The following is a 16,056-nucleotide window of genomic DNA, read 5'->3' on the forward strand; positions in this document are numbered from 1 at the left end:
TTTAATAAACACTATCCACAAAATGACAACGCTTACAAAGGTGTTTTTGAAAGGAGAGAATAATGTGACCCGGACTGATCACTTTGCTTATTGGCCGAAGTTGACCAAATCGCTTACTGTTCCTGAAACGACGCTTGTTGATAATTTGATTGTTTCTGCTATGCGGTTTCCTGCCCATGAGGCTATCTATTATTATGGTAACTCGATGACCTATCGTCAGCTTATGGACGAAGTGGAAGCCTTAGCAGGTTATTTGCAACACAAACTGGGGGTTTCCAAAGGGAACAAAGTATTATTGTTTATGCAAAATTCTCCTCAGTTTGTGATCGCTTATTATGCGATATTACGAGCGGATGCTGTGGTAGTACCTATTAATCCGATGTTGAAGGCTAGTGAATTAGAGTTTTATATAAAAGACTGTGATATTCAAAATGGAATCATTGGTCAGGAATTAATGGAAGAAGTACAGCCCACACTGACATCCACTCCGCTTCAGAACCTAGTCATTGCGGCTTATTCTGACTATAAAGGAGACAATTTTGGCGGTGTGGTTCCAGAAGAAGTGAGTACTCCGCGGAAAGCCTTTACGGAAACTGGTTATTATCTATGGGAGGATGCGATCCAGTCAGGATATCCTCCTGAGGAAAGGGGGAGTACGGTCGATGATTTGGCAGTTATCCCTTATACGTCAGGGACAACTGGCCTGCCGAAGGGCTGTATGCATACCAATCGTACAGTTCAGGCGAATACAATAGGCGCTAATTATTGGTCACGTACTACGACAAACTCCAGAAATTTGATGACCCTTCCTTTGTTTCATGTTACCGGGATGATCCACAGCATGCATATGCCGATATTTGCAGGCAGTACTATGGTGATCATGACCAGATGGAATCGGGAAACTGCACAGAAGCTGATTAAAGAACAGCAATGCACCCATTGGGTAACGATTAGTACCATGCTGATCGATTTTCTTGCAAACCCCGATTTAAAACCAGAAGAACTTACTTCCCTGATTTCCATTTCCGGGGGAGGAGCAGCGGTTCCGAAAGCTGTCGGAGAAAAGCTTTACCAGTTGACAGGATTAGAATTTGTAGAAGGGTATGGACTATCGGAGACGATTGCTCAAACGCATTTTAATCCACCGGACCGTCCGAAAAGGCAATGTTTAGGAATCCCCGCTTTTGACGTTGATGCTAGAATTATCGATCCGGTTACTAATGAGGAGGTGGAGTCTGGAGAAATAGGAGAAATTGTGGTAAATGGGCCCCAGGTGATGGCCGGCTATTTCAATAGAGAAGATGAAAACAGGAATGCTTTTATTGATATCGACGGCAAGTCTTTTTTCCGGACAGGAGATATTGCCCGACGTGATGATGAGGGCTATTTCTTCATCGTGGATCGGGTAAAACGGATGATCAATGCTTCTGGCTATAACGTCTGGCCAACCGAAGTTGAGTCTCACCTATATAATCATGAAGCAATCCAACAAGCGTGTGTAGTCGGTGTGCCTCATCCACGCAAAGGGGAAGATATTAAGGCCTTTGTAATTTTAAATGAGGATTATCAAGGAAAAGTAACCGAAGAAGAGATTGTAGAATGGGCCAGGAAGCATATGGCTGCTTATAAATATCCTCGGCAAGTGGAGTTCAAGCAGGAATTCCCGACAACGAACAGCGGAAAAATTTTATGGAGGAAGCTTCAGGAAGAAGAAAAGGAAAAGGTGGAGAGGGTTAATAGATAGGAGAAAAGGAGAGTGTCAGCATTTGGGGATTTAAAAATTATCCACTAAAGGGGTAGTTATATGGATATATTATCGCAGCAGTTATTTAATGGGCTTACGATAGGAAGTGTATATAGTCTGGTTGCTCTAGGTCTGACGTTGGTTTACGGGATATTGCATATACCAAACTTTGCCCATGGTGCTATGTATATGCTGGGTGCTTATGTAACTTTGACGATGATGCTTCTGTGGGGTATCCACTATTGGCTGGCTATGGCTGTATCCGTGTTGGTTGTCGGCTTGCTGAGTGTTCTGATGGAAAGGCTGGTTTTTCATCCTTTAAGGAATGCACCGCCGATTCATGACAAAATAGCAGCAATCGGTATTTTACTATTTCTTGAAGCTCTGGCGCAATTGATCTGGGGAGCAGACTATCGTTCTATGGGTACACCTTATGGGGAAGTAATCAATCTCTTCGGCTTGACAGTAACGATGCAACGTGTCCTCATCAATGTGGGTGCGGTAGTGGTTATGCTGCTGCTATACCTATTCTTAAAGAAAACAATGGTCGGCTCTACGATTATAGCAATGGCGCAAAATCGCGAGGGAGCACATTTAGTGGGAATCAATACGAATAAAGTAGCTATGCTGACCTTCCTGATTTCAGGTGGCCTGGCCGCTATTGCTGCATCACTTGCTGCGCCGATCAACCTTGTCTTTCCAGGAATGGGCCACTTAGTGATACTGAAAGCTTTCGTCATTATTATTCTGGGTGGAATGGGCAGCATACCGGGGGCTATCCTTGGAGGATATATTCTTGGATTCAGTGAAAGTCTTGGAGCTACTTATCTTTCTAACGATTACAAAGATATCATTGCGTTTTTGCTTTTAGTAATCATACTATCATTCAGACCTAAAGGGTTGTTTGCCAGGGAGGGATTTTAATGGCTGCTTTAGTAAACAGAAGGACCGTCATCTCAGGCTTCATTCTTTTGGCACTCGTTTTTCCTTTCCTGACTAAAAACAGTTATGTGCTCCATATATTGACGCTGGCATTTATATGGATGATTGCTGTCTATGGACTGAATTTGCTGGCTGGTTATACCGGATATCTTTCACTCGCCCATGCTGGTTTTTTTGCTATAGGAGCCTACTCTTTAGGAATACTGACAGTAAAAGTTGGCATGAATTATTGGCTGGCTTTTCTATCCTCTCTGATAATCACTTGTATTTTAGGCTTATTAATCGGCTTAATAGCCTTAAGGACAAAAGAACATTTCTTTGCGATCTATACCTTGTGTGTAGGCTATATCATTTATCTGGTCATCGATAAATGGGACGGTTTGACAGGGGGAGTGCGTGGTCTCATTGGCATTCCGGTCCCGGCTGGTGTCGGTCCGCTTTCATTTGAGGAGCCGCAATCTCAGTACTATCTGATTTTATTTTTTCTCCTGCTTACCGTACTTATGGTATATCGAATTGTTCATTCTTTGTCAGGGCGGACATTCATTGCTATCCGTAATAGCGAGGAGCTGGCAAAGACCTTAGGGATCGCCACCATGAAAAATAAGCTGATGGTTTTTGTGCTCTCTACATTGTTTGCCGGATTAGCTGGTGTATTGTATGCATCGTTCATACGATTCATTGGTCCTGATATAGGATACATTACGATAACTTTTGATCTGCTGATGTATCTGTTAGTAGGCGGCATCGGGACATTAGCTGGTCCGATTGTGGGCACCATACTGATTGTATGGGTATCTCAATCCCTGCAATTTTTACAAGACTTTCGAATGCTGATCTTTGGTCCGCTTCTCACTTTACTAATTATTTTTTACCCCAGAGGTATTATAGGGGCCTTTTATGAATGGAAGATAAAGCGGCAAGAAAAAAAGCGAATGAGAGCTTTAATAAAGAAACATAAGGATGCGGAATTTTCAGATGCCAATTCCGTTCCCGACAAAAAGGTCAAGGAGGGGTGACCATTGTTCCTGGAAACGAAAGCATTGACGAAGCAATTCGGTGGTCTCATTGCCGTAAATGATGTGAGCTTTTCACTGGAAAAAGGTAAAATTAATGCCATCATAGGTCCAAATGGAGCTGGGAAATCAACTTTTTTTAACCTTGTGAGCGGATCACACTCACCAACTTCGGGTCAAGTAATATTCAAAGACCAGAATATAACGAAACTCCCGCCTAATAAAATTGCAGAGTTGGGAATAGCAAGAACCTTTCAAACTACCAATCTTTTTGAACAATCGACCGTGCTGGATAACGTAATCGTGGGACATCGTCTTCGTACAAATTCAACGTTGCTGGATGCTGTGCTTAGGACAAAAAGGTTTAAGAGAGAGGAAAGCAAATGCAAAGAAAAAGCGATAGAAGTATTGGATTTTGTCGGTTTGACAGCTGTGAGTGATCAGCTGGCTTCCAATATCACACAAGAAGAAAAAAAGCGTGTTGCCTTTGCACTCGCTCTCGCTACGGACCCTGAAGTTGTTTTTCTGGATGAACCGGCAGCAGGCATCAATCCAGATGAAACGGAAGGCTTGGCAGAACTGATGAAGAAGATGGTGGATAGAGGGATTACCGTTTGTCTGATTGAGCATAAAATGCAGATGATCATGAAGCTGGCTGATAAGATAATGGTGCTCAACTATGGAGAAAAAATTGCTGAAGGTACTCCTGAAGAGATTATGAACAATCAAATGGTCATAGAAGCATATTTAGGAGGGAGCGCCAGTGCTTGAGTTAAAAGGTCTTTCTGTTGCCTATGGAAGCTTTACAGCGATAGAGAGTATAGATGTCCTTGTTCAAAAGGGAGAAATTGTCGTACTACTGGGCTCCAATGGAGCAGGGAAGAGTACTACATTTAAAGCAATAAGCGGGTTGGAAAAACCTCGGCAGGGTGAAATCCTCTTCGAAGGGAAGTCAATCGGTGGCAGGTCTCCTGGACGGATTGTAGAGTCAGGAATTGTTCAATGTGCAGAAGGCCGAAAGCTTTTTCCAAAAATGAGTGTCAGTGAAAATCTGATCATGGGGGCTTATGTTCACCGTAAAAATAAAAAAGCTATTAAACATTCAATCAAGCATGTCTATGAATTATTTCCGATCCTATATGAGAAAAAAGAAAATGCGGCAGGGTCTTTAAGTGGTGGACAGCAGCAAATGCTTGCTATTGGACGGGCCTTGATGGCAAAACCGAAATTGATGCTTCTGGATGAACCATCCATAGGGCTGGCCCCATTAATTGTGGAACAAATGTTTGAAGTCATACAGCAAATTAATGAAGAAGGGACTACCATTCTACTGGCAGAGCAAAATGCCAATGCTGCACTAGGTATCGCAAGTAAAGGCTACGTTTTTGAAAGCGGTTCCATAGTGGTTCAGGGAACTTCAGAAGAATTGTTGTCCGACGATTCTGTACGTAAGGCTTACATCGGAGCATGAGGGTGGATACCATTTCAATTTTGGTCTGGCAGAAATTTATGAAGGAGGCAATTTAATGAATAAATTCCGGGTAATCGTTTTCCTGTCTGTGTTGTCCATTGTATTTGTATTAGCAGGATGTATAGAAAATCCGTCCGATGAAGCTTCTGGCGAAGGAACTGAAAAGGAAACGGAAACTCCATCTACTGAAGGAGGAGAAAAACTCGTCAATATCGGTTTCAGTGGTCCTCTCAGTGGGCCGGCTGCTTATTATGGGGAAAGGTCATTCAGCGGATTGGAGATGGCAGCCGAAGAAATTAATAAAAATGGTGGTTTCGAAGTAGATGGACAGACCTATAAAATTAATTTGGTTTCTCTTGATGATAAATACTTGCCAAATGAAGCTGCAGCAAACGCCAAAAGGCTGGTACAGGAACACCAGACTCCGATCGTCTACACGCCTCACAGCGGGGGAGTCAAGGCCATGCAGGTATTCAATGAACAGGAAAAATTCTTGATTGGTGCTTATACCAGTGAACCGGACGTAACGGAAGCAGGAAATTCCCTGACTGTCCGGATCCCTCCTCGATATGATAATTATATTGAGCCTTTTACAAACTATACAATGGAGCGTTTTGGCAAAAAACTCGCTGCCTTGCCGACATCCACTCAGTACGGAAAAGATTGGTCTGAAACTTTGCTCCCTTACTGGAAAGAGCAAGGGGGAGAGGTAATCTATGATTCTTCTATTGATTTTTCTAAGGAAACGGACTTTTTCACCCTGGTAACTAATGCTTTGAAAGAAGACCCTGATGTATTATTTATCGGTGGCCCCTCTGAACCTACGGCAAAACTCGTTAAACAAGCGAGGGAATTAGGATTCGAAGGTGGATTCATCATCATGGATCAGGCAAAGCTCGATGAGATGAAGAAGGTAACTAAAGCTGATTCCTATGAACTCTTTGAAGGATCGATCGGTGTTATGCCATTAGTTAATGCGGATTATCCCGGGACACCACAATTCGTAGAAAATTATCAAGAAAAATATGAGAACGACCCTGGTTCGGAAGCGGGCTTCCACTATATATCACTATATGTATTTGTAGAAGCTATGAAAGCAGCTGGTACAGTAGATGATTCAGAAGCGATCCGTGCCCATATCCAGGATGGATTGGATCAGCTCCCTAAGGAAAAACAAGTCTATGTTATCGATGAAGTTGGTAAAGATGGAGGTTTTAAGGCTGACAGAAGTGTCGCAGCTATAGAAGAAGGAGAAATTGTACCCATCAAAGTAGGAGAATAATTGTAACTTGAAATAGAGGTTGGCTTCTATTATTAGGGTCAACCTCTTAAATATTGTATGATTATAACAATAGACATAAGGTGGTGGAAGAAAAATGGATATTAGAGCAGAAGACTGTAAATCCAAGGAAGCTTATAAACTATTAACCGGGATAGTAGTGCCAAGACCGATAGCTTTTGTTTCATCCAAGGATAAAAATGGCATACATAATTTAGCACCTTTTAGCTTTTATACCGCTATAACCAGTTCACCTCCGATCATTATGTTTGCGATCGGAGAGAGGGGCGGTACCAAGAAAGATACCCTGAATAATATCGAAAGCCAGAAAGAGTTTGTGATCAATGTGGTAACAGAAAAGATAGCAGTGCCAATGAACGATTCTTCGGCAAGTTTCAAGTCAGAGGTAGATGAGTTCAAGGAAGTAGGGCTGACAGCTGTACCTGCTCGAAGGGTAGATTGCATGGGAGTTGAAGAGTCTCCTATCCAATTAGAGTGTGAATTAGAGAATGTCATCCCTGTCGGTGATCATTCCCATATGGTACTTGGAAGGGTAGTGCATTTTCATATTAAAGATGAGTATTATTCTGGTAATTTCAAAATCAATGTAGAAAAGCTGAAACCACTGGCAAGGATCAGTGGACCAAACTATGCCAGGCTTGACGACTATTTCAGTTTGGAGAAAACATTCGATCCCAAAAAAATAATCGATTAATTTTTGTTGTTTTCGACAAAAAATTTAAAAATTCCATTGCACCACTAAACTACCCTTGTTATAATTATATATGTCATTTCAAAAAGGCATTTTCACTATGCGGGTGTAGTTTAGTGGTAAAACCTCAGCCACGAGCAAAGCATCCACCGAATAAACTACGAGTTGTCTCGACGGATATAACATCCTTGAATCATCTGGCAGAGGAAGAGACATGATTGTTCGTGAATCTGAATTAAAGAAGTTATCTATTTAACATGCGGGTGTAGTTTAGTGGTAAAACCTCAGCCACGAGCGAAGCATCCACCGAATAAACTACGAGTTGTCTCGACGGATATAACATCCTTGAATCATCTGGCAGAGGAAGAGACATGATTGTTCGTGAATCTGAATTAAAGAAGTTATCTATTTAACATGCGGGTGTAGTTTAGTGGTAAAACCTCAGCCACGAGCGAAGCATCCACCGAATAAACTACGAGTTGTCTCGACGGATATAACATCCTTGAATCATCTGGCAGAGGAAGAGACATGATTGTTCGTGAATCTGAATTAAAGAAGTTATCTATTTAACATGCGGGTGTAGTTTAGTGGTAAAACCTCAGCCTTCCAAGCTGATGATGTGGGTTCGATTCCCATCACCCGCTCTTATTGCCGGCTTTATCCGGCAAGAGTAATTATTTTCCCCAATCAAGTTAACCAACGCAGTGTTTCGTTCTAGGTGACAACGAAGCATTGCGTTTTTTATGTTGTAAAGATGGCAACATTGGTAATAACCAAAATAGATAATTGGATTGGAGATGATTCGTTATGAAGAAGCTTCAACAGCAATTTCAGCAAATGGATGGGAAAAGTTATAAAGGTTACAAACAATTACAGGGTAGCTATCAGTTTGAACGCTACCGGCTATGGATTGATTACGTACAAGGGGATCCGTTTGCGGCTCCTTCTAAAATAAGGATTCAAGTGCCGTACGACAAACGCCCGATCAGAGCCGAATGGCGGGAAGACAGGAATCGTCGAATTTATGCGGAAGATACGATTACGAGAGATATTGCCCACACACTGATGAAGCTTAATCCTAACGTGAAGGGATCAGGGAAAAGCGGAATGGTGGCTATCGATCGCCCAGGCCAGGAAATATTAGAACGCACAGCTGTTGATTTGAATAGTGACCATATGATTATCTGCTTAAGTATAGGCTTACCGGCCAATGGTAGACGCATTAATGGAAAGCAAGCAGAGAAACTGTTCTTACAGGTACTCCCTGAGCTGATTGATAAATCTGTCTTTCGTATCAACAATGGGGAAATTGAGGAAGCAGTGCAACTGGCTGACCAGCATGTAGCGATCCGCAGGGAAATGGAGGCGAATGACTGGGTTGCATTCGTAGCGGATGGTGCAGTTTTACCTCGGAAAAGTGGCGTCAGTGAACGGCCGATGGAAGGCGCGGTGCCGTTTGAAAGTCCTGAGCAGAACCGGGTCACTATAGAACTGCCCCACCGCAATGAGCCATTGACAGGTATGGTATTGAAAAAAGGGATAACGTTGATTGTCGGAGGCGGGTACCATGGTAAAAGTACCCTATTGAATGCAATGGAACGAGGGGTGTATCCTCATATTAAAGGTGATGGCCGTGAGTATGTGCTGACTGATCCGGCAGCAGTGAAAGTCCGGGCAGAGGACGGAAGAAAAGTCACAACCGTAAATATTTCGCCGTTTATTAAAAATCTGCCACATAGTACAGATACAACAACGTTTACGACGGAAAATGCAAGTGGCAGTACGTCGCAGGCTGCCAATGTAGTGGAGTCTCTTGAGGCAGGCGCTGGCACGCTGCTGATTGATGAAGATACCAGCGCAACGAACTTTATGATACGGGATGAACGGATGCAGGAGCTGGTGGTGAAGGAGAAAGAACCGATTACTCCTTTCATCGATAAAATCAAACAGCTTCGTGATGAATTAGATGTCTCTACAATCCTAGTCATGGGGGGATCCGGGGACTATTTTGACGCTGCCGATAGCGTCATCATGATGGATCAGTACCTCCCTTATAACGTTACGAATAAAGCGAAAGAGATTGCAGATAGATACCCGCACCAGCGTAAAATTGATAAGGAACACAGCTTTGGGGAGATTACCAAGCGTAGATTTCTCCCAAACAGCCTGCAGACCCAAAAAGGAAAAAAAGCTAAAGTACAAGCAAAAAGTAAAACCTTGATTTTAAAAGGGAACACGGAAATATCCTTGCATTATGTCGAGCAGCTTGTAGATCCATCCCAAACCCGGATGATTGCAGATATGCTGCTTCATTTAGATAAAAAAGGCTGGCTGGAAAAAAACAGGTCTATGGAAGAATTACTTGATGCCGTGGAAGATCAACTGGATGAGCAAGGGTTGGCTTCCTTCGCGCCATTCCAAAACCAGCATCCTGGCGAACTGGCCCGTCCTAGACGGTTTGAAATCGCAGCGACATTAAACAGGATCCGAACAGCCAAAGTAAATCCTTTATAATTAAACGATAAACTTTAAAATTAGGTAAGGGCGCAAAATCCGCCTTACCATTAATATGGCCTTATTAGTTAAAATGGAAAGGAGGGGTAAGAATGGATTACAAGCAATTGAAAGAAGAAGTCATTGCCTATAGTAAGGAAATTGGAATCGACAAAATCGGATTTGCTTCCGTAGATGTGTTCGGGGAACTGAAAGCCCGGCTTAAACGACAGGAAGAGCTGTCGTACCAATCGGGTTTTGAAAAAGGAACGGTTGAGGAACGGACAGAACCAAGCCGCCTCTTGCCTGAAGCACAGTCGATTATTTCGATTGCTTTAGCTTATCCCTCTAAAATGAAAGATGCACCAAAAAGTAAAAAAGGTGACAGACGCGGTATCTTCTGCCGTGCTTCCTGGGGACAGGATTACCACGATGTGCTCCGGGATCGACTACAGAAGCTGGGGGAATTCTTAACAGAGAAGTTTCCTGAGGTTAGCATCAAGTCAATGGTCGATACAGGAGAGCTGGCTGACCGGGCAGTAGCTGAACGCGCGGGTATCGGTTTCAGTGGGAAAAATTGCGCCATCATCACGCCTGAATTTGGTTCCTATGTATATCTGGGAGAAATGGTTACGAATATTCCCTTCGAAGCCGATGAACCTGTCGAGGACAGTTGCGGCGATTGCAATATTTGTGTCGATGCCTGCCCGACTGGAGCCCTTGTCCAGGGCGGCCAGCTGGATGCTAATAAGTGCATCGCATTTTTGACGCAGACGAAGGACTTTCTTGCTGATGAATATCGTGTAAAGATCGGCAACAGACTTTATGGTTGTGACACTTGTCAGACCGTATGTCCGAAGAATAAGAAAAAGGATTTCCATCTGCATGAAGAATTTGAGCCAGATCCAGAAGTGACCAAGCCGAGATTGAAGCCGCTCCTTTCGATTTCGAACAGGGAGTTTAAAGAGCAATTTGGTCCGATTGCCGGATCCTGGCGTGGCAAAAAGCCGATTCAACGTAATGCTATCCTGGCATTGGGCCACTACAAAGATGAGACTGCAGTGGACGACTTAATTCGTTTGATGAAGGAAGACCCCCGACCAGTCATCCGGGGAACCGCTGCCTGGTCGCTGGGTAAAATTGGTTCTCCTGGGGCATACGAAGCAATTGAAGCCGCAATGGAGAAGGAGTCGGATGAGCAAGTGTTGTTTGAAATGGAAAAAGGGCTTGGGTTTCAGCTGAATTAACAGAAAACTTCTTCCCATCTTTGCATTTCTCTAGTATAATAAAACAAACTTTTTAAAAAAAGAAGGGGTTGTTTATGGCTAAACGTTCCTTTCTTTATTATGATGAATTGGAAACTCCACTCGGTCCGATAACATTCGTCGCAGATAAGGACGGTGTCTGCCGGATCGACTATGGTAGCTATCAAGAGCTGGCAACGCATCATAATAATTGGGCGAGACAGTATTTCCTTTGTCCGAAGTTTGTGCAGGATGATGAGTTGTTAGAATCAGCCATGCAGGAGTTCCATGAGTACTTTCAAGGAGCAAGGCATGCATTCACCTTTGACTATCAACTGTATGGAACCCCTTTTCAGCAAAAGGTGTGGAAGGCGTTGTGCGAAGAAATTCCTTATGGAGAAACAAGGTCGTACAAAGATATCGCAAAAGCGATCCAGGCGCCTAAAGCGATACGTGCTGTAGGCGGTGCAGTAAACCGCAATCCTTTATCGATTATCGTTCCATGTCACCGAGTGATCGGCACGAACGGAAAATTAGTGGGTTACAATGGTGGATTAGAAAAGAAAAGAAAGTTATTAGAATTAGAAATGCCACAGATGCTTTTCAACTTTTAAAATGAAAGCCGTGATATACTCACGGCTTTTTTTGTTGTTAAACCCTGTTCCTTTCATAAAATGATAGGGGAGGGAGGAGCACAGATGGTGAATGGTAATATACTTACAGATTTCTGGAATGAGGTATTGACGAGCCAGCGGGATATGGACACCGTTCCATGGCTGAAGAGGAAATGGGAGCTCCATAGAGAACGGGGATACCGGATAGCCCGTGTTTTTGGAGCTGTCACTCCTTATCAGCGGATAGAGGATTCTGATAGCAGGACAGATCTGCGTTATATGTTGAAAACTAATTTTGTCCTCAAAAAGAAGAACGATTTCTACGTGGAAGAATTAGAAATGGACTGCCGGGTACAGATGAAACACAAAGAAATTTTACGCCATGAATTCACAGAAGAAAAGAATGGACCTGTGGAAGATGATAAAAAATATGAACCGATTCCGATGGGAGAAGTACGGGACCTTCGTTTCAATTATGATCGCCGAAGCGCTGTGCGTTACGCGGAACGCTGGTGGAACAGTTATAACCCTGCCTATCGTACATTCACAGATGATTGTACGAATTTCATTTCACAATGCATGCGGGCGGGAGGAGCTCCGATGTGGGGGGCTCCGAACCGTGGAAAAGGCTGGTGGTATTCGGGAAAATCATGGAGCTACAGCTGGGCAGTAGCTCATTCCTTCCGCTGGTATTTGAGCGGTTCCCGGCAAGGACTTACTGGTAAGGAAATCGATTCACCGAAGGAACTGATTCCAGGGGATGTCATCTGCTATGATTTTGAAGGGGATGGAAGATGGAATCATAATACGATTGTCGTTAGTAAAGACGCCGACGGTATGCCACTTGTAAATGCCCATACTTCTAACAGCAGAATGCGGTACTGGTCCTATGAAGACTCCACCGCTTATACGCCGAACATCGAATATAAGTTTTTCCGAATCGGAGAGTGAGTATGTTATAATAAGCGGGTCATTAAGCAACCAGAGGTGAAGAAGATGCCTATTCATGTCGTTTTGTACCAACCAGAAATACCTGCTAATACGGGAAATATTGCAAGGACCTGCATCGCTACCAGTTCTACACTACATTTAATCCGTCCGCTCGGTTTTTCAACTGATGATAAAATGCTGCGCCGTGCCGGTCTTGATTATTGGCATGATGTCGATATCCACTATCATGACAGTCTGAGCGAATTATATAAAGTTTATCCACAAGGAGAATTTTATTACATCGAGAATTTCGGGACGAAACATTATACGGACTACAATTTCAATGAGCCTGAAAAAGATTTATTTTTTGTATTCGGAAGAGAAACAGATGGAATCCCGCTGGATTTGCTGGAAGGGAAAGAAGACCGATGTCTGCGTATTCATATGACAGACAAAGTCCGTTCTCTTAACTTATCCAATACAGCAGCAATCTTGATTTATGAAGCGCTGCGCCAGCAAGATTTCCCCGGCCTTACGTGAAAAAAAGAGGACTGGAATTCATATAAAAACCCGCATCTGATTGGATGCGGGTTTTGTTCGACCTTAGTTTATTTTTGCGGGGTACCTGGCTTTTCGTCATATCCAGCAGCGAAAATAGATGTCAGGAATGTCACACATACTCCGATGATCAACGCTAGTTTCATACAATGGCGCCTCCTTTATTCTCTACAATATCAACTAACCCTTATTATAACTAAATTGTCCTAAGATGTGAATTACTAATCGTACAAAAGTCTATAAACTCCTGCCCATACATCTGGGTATGTCCCCACATACAGTGAAGCATAGGTTACGCTGTACAGAAAGGGGAGGAAGAAAATGGACTATGATTACTTGCCTGAAGCTATGATGGAGATTGAGGATGAAAGACAGCGCCCACGTCCTGGAAGACGACCGAGAAGGCCGTATTATGGGGGCTACGGGGGCTATGGGGGATTTTATGGATCTCCATTTTTTGGCGGGGTGCTGGGCGGATTGTTAGGGAGCGCTTTATATCCTTATCCATATTATTCACCGTATTACTACTACCCACCTTATTATCCACCATACTATTATCCGTATTATTAATCCATTAAAAAAAGCCATCCTAAAGTCAGGATGGCTTTTTTTAATTGAATCTGTTAAACGTTGTTGTTGATTTTCATAAAAGGCTTATCCAACAAAAGAGCAGTAAGTCGAAAGCTTGATTCCAAGATATTGTTTCCCAGACCATCCCGTTCCTCTCATGGTAACGGACCTCACTATCTCGAAGCTGGGTCTTCATGTAAGGGGAGCTTAACTGTAAAATCAAAACTGAGATTAAACAGAGCCTTTAATTAAAAATTCACGTTATCTAATTTTTCTCCTTGGGATTCATAGCCCTGCATATATTTAATACGACGCTGAGCTGATGTGGAATTGACTTGTTCGTCAGCGTGATAGGAAGAACGAACCATTGGCCCCGCTTCACAGTGTCTAAAGCCTTTTTCCAGAGCAATCTGCTTCAATTCCTCGAATTCATCAGGATGATAGTAACGTTCTACATTCAAGTGTTTCTTGGTCGGCTGCAAATACTGTCCGATTGTCATGATGTCGACGTTATGAGCCAGCAAGTCATCCATCGCTTCAATGATTTCTTCTTTCGTTTCACCAAGGCCAACCATGATGCTTGATTTTGTAGGTGTGTCGGGAGCGATTTCTTTTACCCGTTTCAAAAGGGTTAGGGATTGATCGTACATGGCACGGGCACGGACACGCTTGGTCAATCGGCGGACCGTTTCGATATTATGGTTGAAAATGTCCGGCTTTCCTTCCATTAATGTGTGGAGGCTTTCATAGTCACCTTTCATATCAGAAGGTAAGATTTCTACTGTACAGCCAGGTACACGGCGGCGAATAGCTTTGACTGTTTCGGCAAAAACTGCTGCACCGCCATCTTTCAGATCGTCACGAGCAACCGCAGTGACAACCACGTGCTTCAGTCCCATGATTTCTACGGATTCTGCGACACGCTCCGGCTCTCCCCAGTCCAGTTCATTCGGCAGGCCGGTTTTGACCGCGCAGAAGCGGCAGCCTCGCGTACATGTATCACCAAGAATCATGAAAGTTGCCGTTTTTCGTTCACTCCAGCATTCGTGGATGTTCGGGCAGCGGGCTTCTTCGCAGACGGTATTGAGTTTCTTGTCGCGCATCAGTTTTTTTAATCGGTTGTAAGATTTATTCGTGTTAATTTTGATTTTCAGCCATTCCGGTTTCCGTATGTACTCTTCTTTTTTAGCCATGTGTGATGACACTCCTTTAGTAAAGATTATCGAGCATAATTCCATTTATCATTGCGGTATCGTTGTTCTGCTAATTGATGGACAGCCTGTAATTGTTCCTCATTCAGCTGAAAAGGCTCTAGACTGATATTCAGGCCTGTTTCAAATCCTTGCTTGAATGCTTCTTTCGTTTTATCGAAAGTGATTGGTTCTGGCACGATTTGATTGATTGCTACTGCTTTATCGCCGAATGCTTTACGGGCCCTTTCTTTTACTCGTTCATTGGGATAAATGAACAGATCGAATAACTTTCCGTCATCCACTTCAATGGGAATCGATCCGTGTTGAAGGATGATTCCTTTTTTTCTTGTCTGGGCGCTGCCTGCAGCTTTTTTACCTTCTACGATAAGTTCATACCATGAAGGTTCTTCAAAACAGACCGCAGAACCGGTCGTTTCCAGCTTTCCTTCTGGAATAGCGAAATCAGCCTGGACACCAAGGTTCCGGAACCCATGCAGCAGTCCCTTAGAGATGACTAAATAGGCTTCTTTCACGGATTTAGGCATATCCGGGTGCTCTTCTGATACAATAACACTATACGTCAATTCCTGGTCATGGAGTACCGCACGGCCGCCTGTTTGCCGACGTACTAGTTCAAAGCCGTGACGTTTGACGCCTTCCAGGTCGATTTTTCCTTGGACCTTTTGGAAGTAGCCTACCGATAGTCCGGCGGGTTCCCAGCCGTAAAAACGGAGTACAGGAGGGATTTTTCCTTCACTATGCCAATTAAGCAACAACTCGTCCATTGCCATGTTGAAGGCCGGAGTTGCATGGCCAGTGTCGACATAATACCAAGTCTCACTCATTATGATCCTCTTCTCTGTAAGAATATTTCATACTTTAATTAAGTAAAATGCACAAACTAAGTTTAACAAGGTAGTCATTTATGTGTCAAAAGAGATTAAATAGGAAAAGTTGCGTCAGCTTAGGTTCTATAACCCTCCTTTTGTATTGTCAATATGTGAAATTGACGATAGGATATGGGATAAGCAGGAAAATGGACAAAAGGCCAGCCAATACCACGTAAGGGAGGAGTCCCTGGTGAGCCAAACTCTTTATTCGAGTGTACTGTTTTTAGTAAGTTCAGTGATTTGGGCCATTTTAGCATTTATTTACCCTGATTTTAGAATATTGAACATCATTTTATTTATTGTATTCCTGGTTTTAGGGCTCAGGAGACGAAAGCAGTATCAATTTGAAAAACAGTATATGGATGATGATGACTGACCCTGTATCGGGGCAGTCTTTTTT

At 43.2% G+C, this 16,056-nt stretch carries 16 protein-coding genes and 1 tRNA gene; 15 read left to right on the top strand and 2 right to left on the bottom strand.

Features of this window, described 5'->3' with window-relative positions; genetic code table 11:
* Positions 1 to 64: 64 nt before the first annotated feature.
* The 14 genes from BLV00_RS18370 to BLV00_RS18435 all read left to right on the top strand — a co-directional run bounded on the left by BLV00_RS18370 (position 65) and on the right by BLV00_RS18435 (position 13,573).
* Positions 65 to 1,744 carry a long-chain-fatty-acid--CoA ligase gene (locus BLV00_RS18370; RefSeq protein WP_425441706.1) on the top strand — a complete coding sequence of 560 codons (1,680 nt, stop codon included), beginning with the start codon at positions 65 to 67 and terminating at the stop codon, positions 1,742 to 1,744.
* 60 nt (positions 1,745 to 1,804) lie between these two features.
* Positions 1,805 to 2,668 carry a branched-chain amino acid ABC transporter permease gene (locus tag BLV00_RS18375; RefSeq protein WP_093046401.1) on the top strand — a complete coding sequence of 288 codons (864 nt, stop codon included), beginning with the start codon at positions 1,805 to 1,807 and terminating at the stop codon, positions 2,666 to 2,668.
* Positions 2,668 to 3,705, top strand: a complete 1,038-nt coding sequence (locus tag BLV00_RS18380) for a branched-chain amino acid ABC transporter permease (protein WP_093046402.1) — start codon at positions 2,668 to 2,670, stop codon at positions 3,703 to 3,705. The genes BLV00_RS18375 and BLV00_RS18380 overlap by 1 nt, the downstream gene beginning before the upstream one ends.
* A 3-nt stretch (positions 3,706 to 3,708) precedes the next feature.
* The gene (locus BLV00_RS18385) at positions 3,709 to 4,473 is read left to right on the top strand and encodes an ABC transporter ATP-binding protein (protein ID WP_093046403.1); all 765 of its coding nucleotides are present in this window, start codon (positions 3,709 to 3,711) and stop codon (positions 4,471 to 4,473) included.
* On the top strand, positions 4,466 to 5,173 hold the full coding sequence (locus BLV00_RS18390) for an ABC transporter ATP-binding protein (protein WP_093046404.1): 708 nt from the start codon (positions 4,466 to 4,468) through the stop codon (positions 5,171 to 5,173). Before BLV00_RS18385 ends, BLV00_RS18390 begins: the two co-directional genes overlap by 8 nt.
* 55 nt (positions 5,174 to 5,228) lie before the next feature.
* Positions 5,229 to 6,455, top strand: a complete 1,227-nt coding sequence (locus tag BLV00_RS18395) for an ABC transporter substrate-binding protein (RefSeq protein WP_093046405.1) — start codon at positions 5,229 to 5,231, stop codon at positions 6,453 to 6,455.
* A gap of 94 nt (positions 6,456 to 6,549) precedes the next feature.
* Positions 6,550 to 7,167, top strand: coding sequence for a flavin reductase family protein (locus BLV00_RS18400; protein WP_093046406.1), 618 nt, complete (start codon positions 6,550 to 6,552; stop codon positions 7,165 to 7,167).
* 570 nt (positions 7,168 to 7,737) lie between these two features.
* Positions 7,738 to 7,808: transfer RNA gene (locus tag BLV00_RS18405), tRNA-Gly, on the top strand.
* A gap of 163 nt (positions 7,809 to 7,971) precedes the next feature.
* The gene (locus tag BLV00_RS18410; RefSeq protein ID WP_093046407.1) at positions 7,972 to 9,678 is read left to right on the top strand and encodes an ABC-ATPase domain-containing protein; all 1,707 of its coding nucleotides are present in this window, start codon (positions 7,972 to 7,974) and stop codon (positions 9,676 to 9,678) included.
* 92 nt (positions 9,679 to 9,770) lie between these two features.
* On the top strand, positions 9,771 to 10,904 hold the full coding sequence (gene queG, locus BLV00_RS18415; RefSeq protein WP_093046408.1) for a tRNA epoxyqueuosine(34) reductase QueG: 1,134 nt from the start codon (positions 9,771 to 9,773) through the stop codon (positions 10,902 to 10,904).
* 74 nt (positions 10,905 to 10,978) lie between these two features.
* The gene (locus BLV00_RS18420) at positions 10,979 to 11,515 is read left to right on the top strand and encodes a methylated-DNA--[protein]-cysteine S-methyltransferase (protein WP_093046409.1); all 537 of its coding nucleotides are present in this window, start codon (positions 10,979 to 10,981) and stop codon (positions 11,513 to 11,515) included.
* A gap of 84 nt (positions 11,516 to 11,599) precedes the next feature.
* On the top strand, positions 11,600 to 12,466 hold the full coding sequence (locus tag BLV00_RS18425; protein WP_245729017.1) for an amidase domain-containing protein: 867 nt from the start codon (positions 11,600 to 11,602) through the stop codon (positions 12,464 to 12,466).
* A 45-nt stretch (positions 12,467 to 12,511) separates the two neighbouring features.
* A complete protein-coding gene (trmL, locus tag BLV00_RS18430; RefSeq protein ID WP_093046410.1) occupies positions 12,512 to 12,985 on the top strand; it encodes a tRNA (uridine(34)/cytosine(34)/5-carboxymethylaminomethyluridine(34)-2'-O)-methyltransferase TrmL in 474 nt (157 codons plus the stop codon).
* A 339-nt stretch (positions 12,986 to 13,324) separates the two neighbouring features.
* Positions 13,325 to 13,573: a hypothetical protein gene (locus BLV00_RS18435; protein WP_093046411.1), complete on the top strand. Its 249-nt coding sequence runs from the start codon at positions 13,325 to 13,327 to the stop codon at positions 13,571 to 13,573.
* A 248-nt stretch (positions 13,574 to 13,821) separates the two neighbouring features.
* Here BLV00_RS18435 and lipA read toward each other — a convergent pair whose 3' ends face one another.
* A complete protein-coding gene (gene lipA / locus BLV00_RS18440; protein WP_093046412.1) occupies positions 13,822 to 14,766 on the bottom strand; it encodes a lipoyl synthase in 945 nt (314 codons plus the stop codon).
* Positions 14,767 to 14,792: 26 nt separating this feature from the next.
* Entirely contained in the window at positions 14,793 to 15,614 is an 822-nt protein-coding gene (locus BLV00_RS18445) for a lipoate--protein ligase family protein (RefSeq protein WP_176791716.1), read from the bottom strand.
* Positions 15,615 to 15,846: 232 nt separating this feature from the next.
* Between BLV00_RS18445 and BLV00_RS18450 the strand changes: the two genes are divergently transcribed.
* Positions 15,847 to 16,032, top strand: coding sequence for a hypothetical protein (locus tag BLV00_RS18450; protein WP_093046414.1), 186 nt, complete (start codon positions 15,847 to 15,849; stop codon positions 16,030 to 16,032).
* Positions 16,033 to 16,056: the final 24 nt, after the last annotated feature.

It is taken from the genome of Thalassobacillus cyri, from assembly GCF_900107755.1.
GTDB classification, from domain to species: Bacteria; Bacillota; Bacilli; order Bacillales; family Halobacillaceae; genus Thalassobacillus; species Thalassobacillus cyri.

Excerpts from the sequence above, each read along its gene's own strand:
- BLV00_RS18375 (WP_093046401.1), top strand. The coding sequence starts at position 1,805 with ATGGATATATTATCGCAGCAGTTATTTAATGGGCTTACGATAGGAAGT.
- BLV00_RS18380 (WP_093046402.1), top strand. The coding sequence starts at position 2,668 with ATGGCTGCTTTAGTAAACAGAAGGACCGTCATCTCAGGCTTCATTCTT.
- BLV00_RS18395 (WP_093046405.1), top strand. The coding sequence starts at position 5,229 with ATGAATAAATTCCGGGTAATCGTTTTCCTGTCTGTGTTGTCCATTGTA.
- BLV00_RS18400 (WP_093046406.1), top strand. The coding sequence starts at position 6,550 with ATGGATATTAGAGCAGAAGACTGTAAATCCAAGGAAGCTTATAAACTA.
- BLV00_RS18410 (WP_093046407.1), top strand. The coding sequence starts at position 7,972 with ATGAAGAAGCTTCAACAGCAATTTCAGCAAATGGATGGGAAAAGTTAT.
- queG (WP_093046408.1), top strand. The coding sequence starts at position 9,771 with ATGGATTACAAGCAATTGAAAGAAGAAGTCATTGCCTATAGTAAGGAA.
- BLV00_RS18420 (WP_093046409.1), top strand. The coding sequence starts at position 10,979 with ATGGCTAAACGTTCCTTTCTTTATTATGATGAATTGGAAACTCCACTC.
- BLV00_RS18425 (WP_245729017.1), top strand. The coding sequence starts at position 11,600 with ATGGTGAATGGTAATATACTTACAGATTTCTGGAATGAGGTATTGACG.
- trmL (WP_093046410.1), top strand. The coding sequence starts at position 12,512 with ATGCCTATTCATGTCGTTTTGTACCAACCAGAAATACCTGCTAATACG.
- BLV00_RS18435 (WP_093046411.1), top strand. The coding sequence starts at position 13,325 with ATGGACTATGATTACTTGCCTGAAGCTATGATGGAGATTGAGGATGAA.
- lipA (WP_093046412.1), bottom strand. The coding sequence starts at position 14,766 with ATGGCTAAAAAAGAAGAGTACATACGGAAACCGGAATGGCTGAAAATC.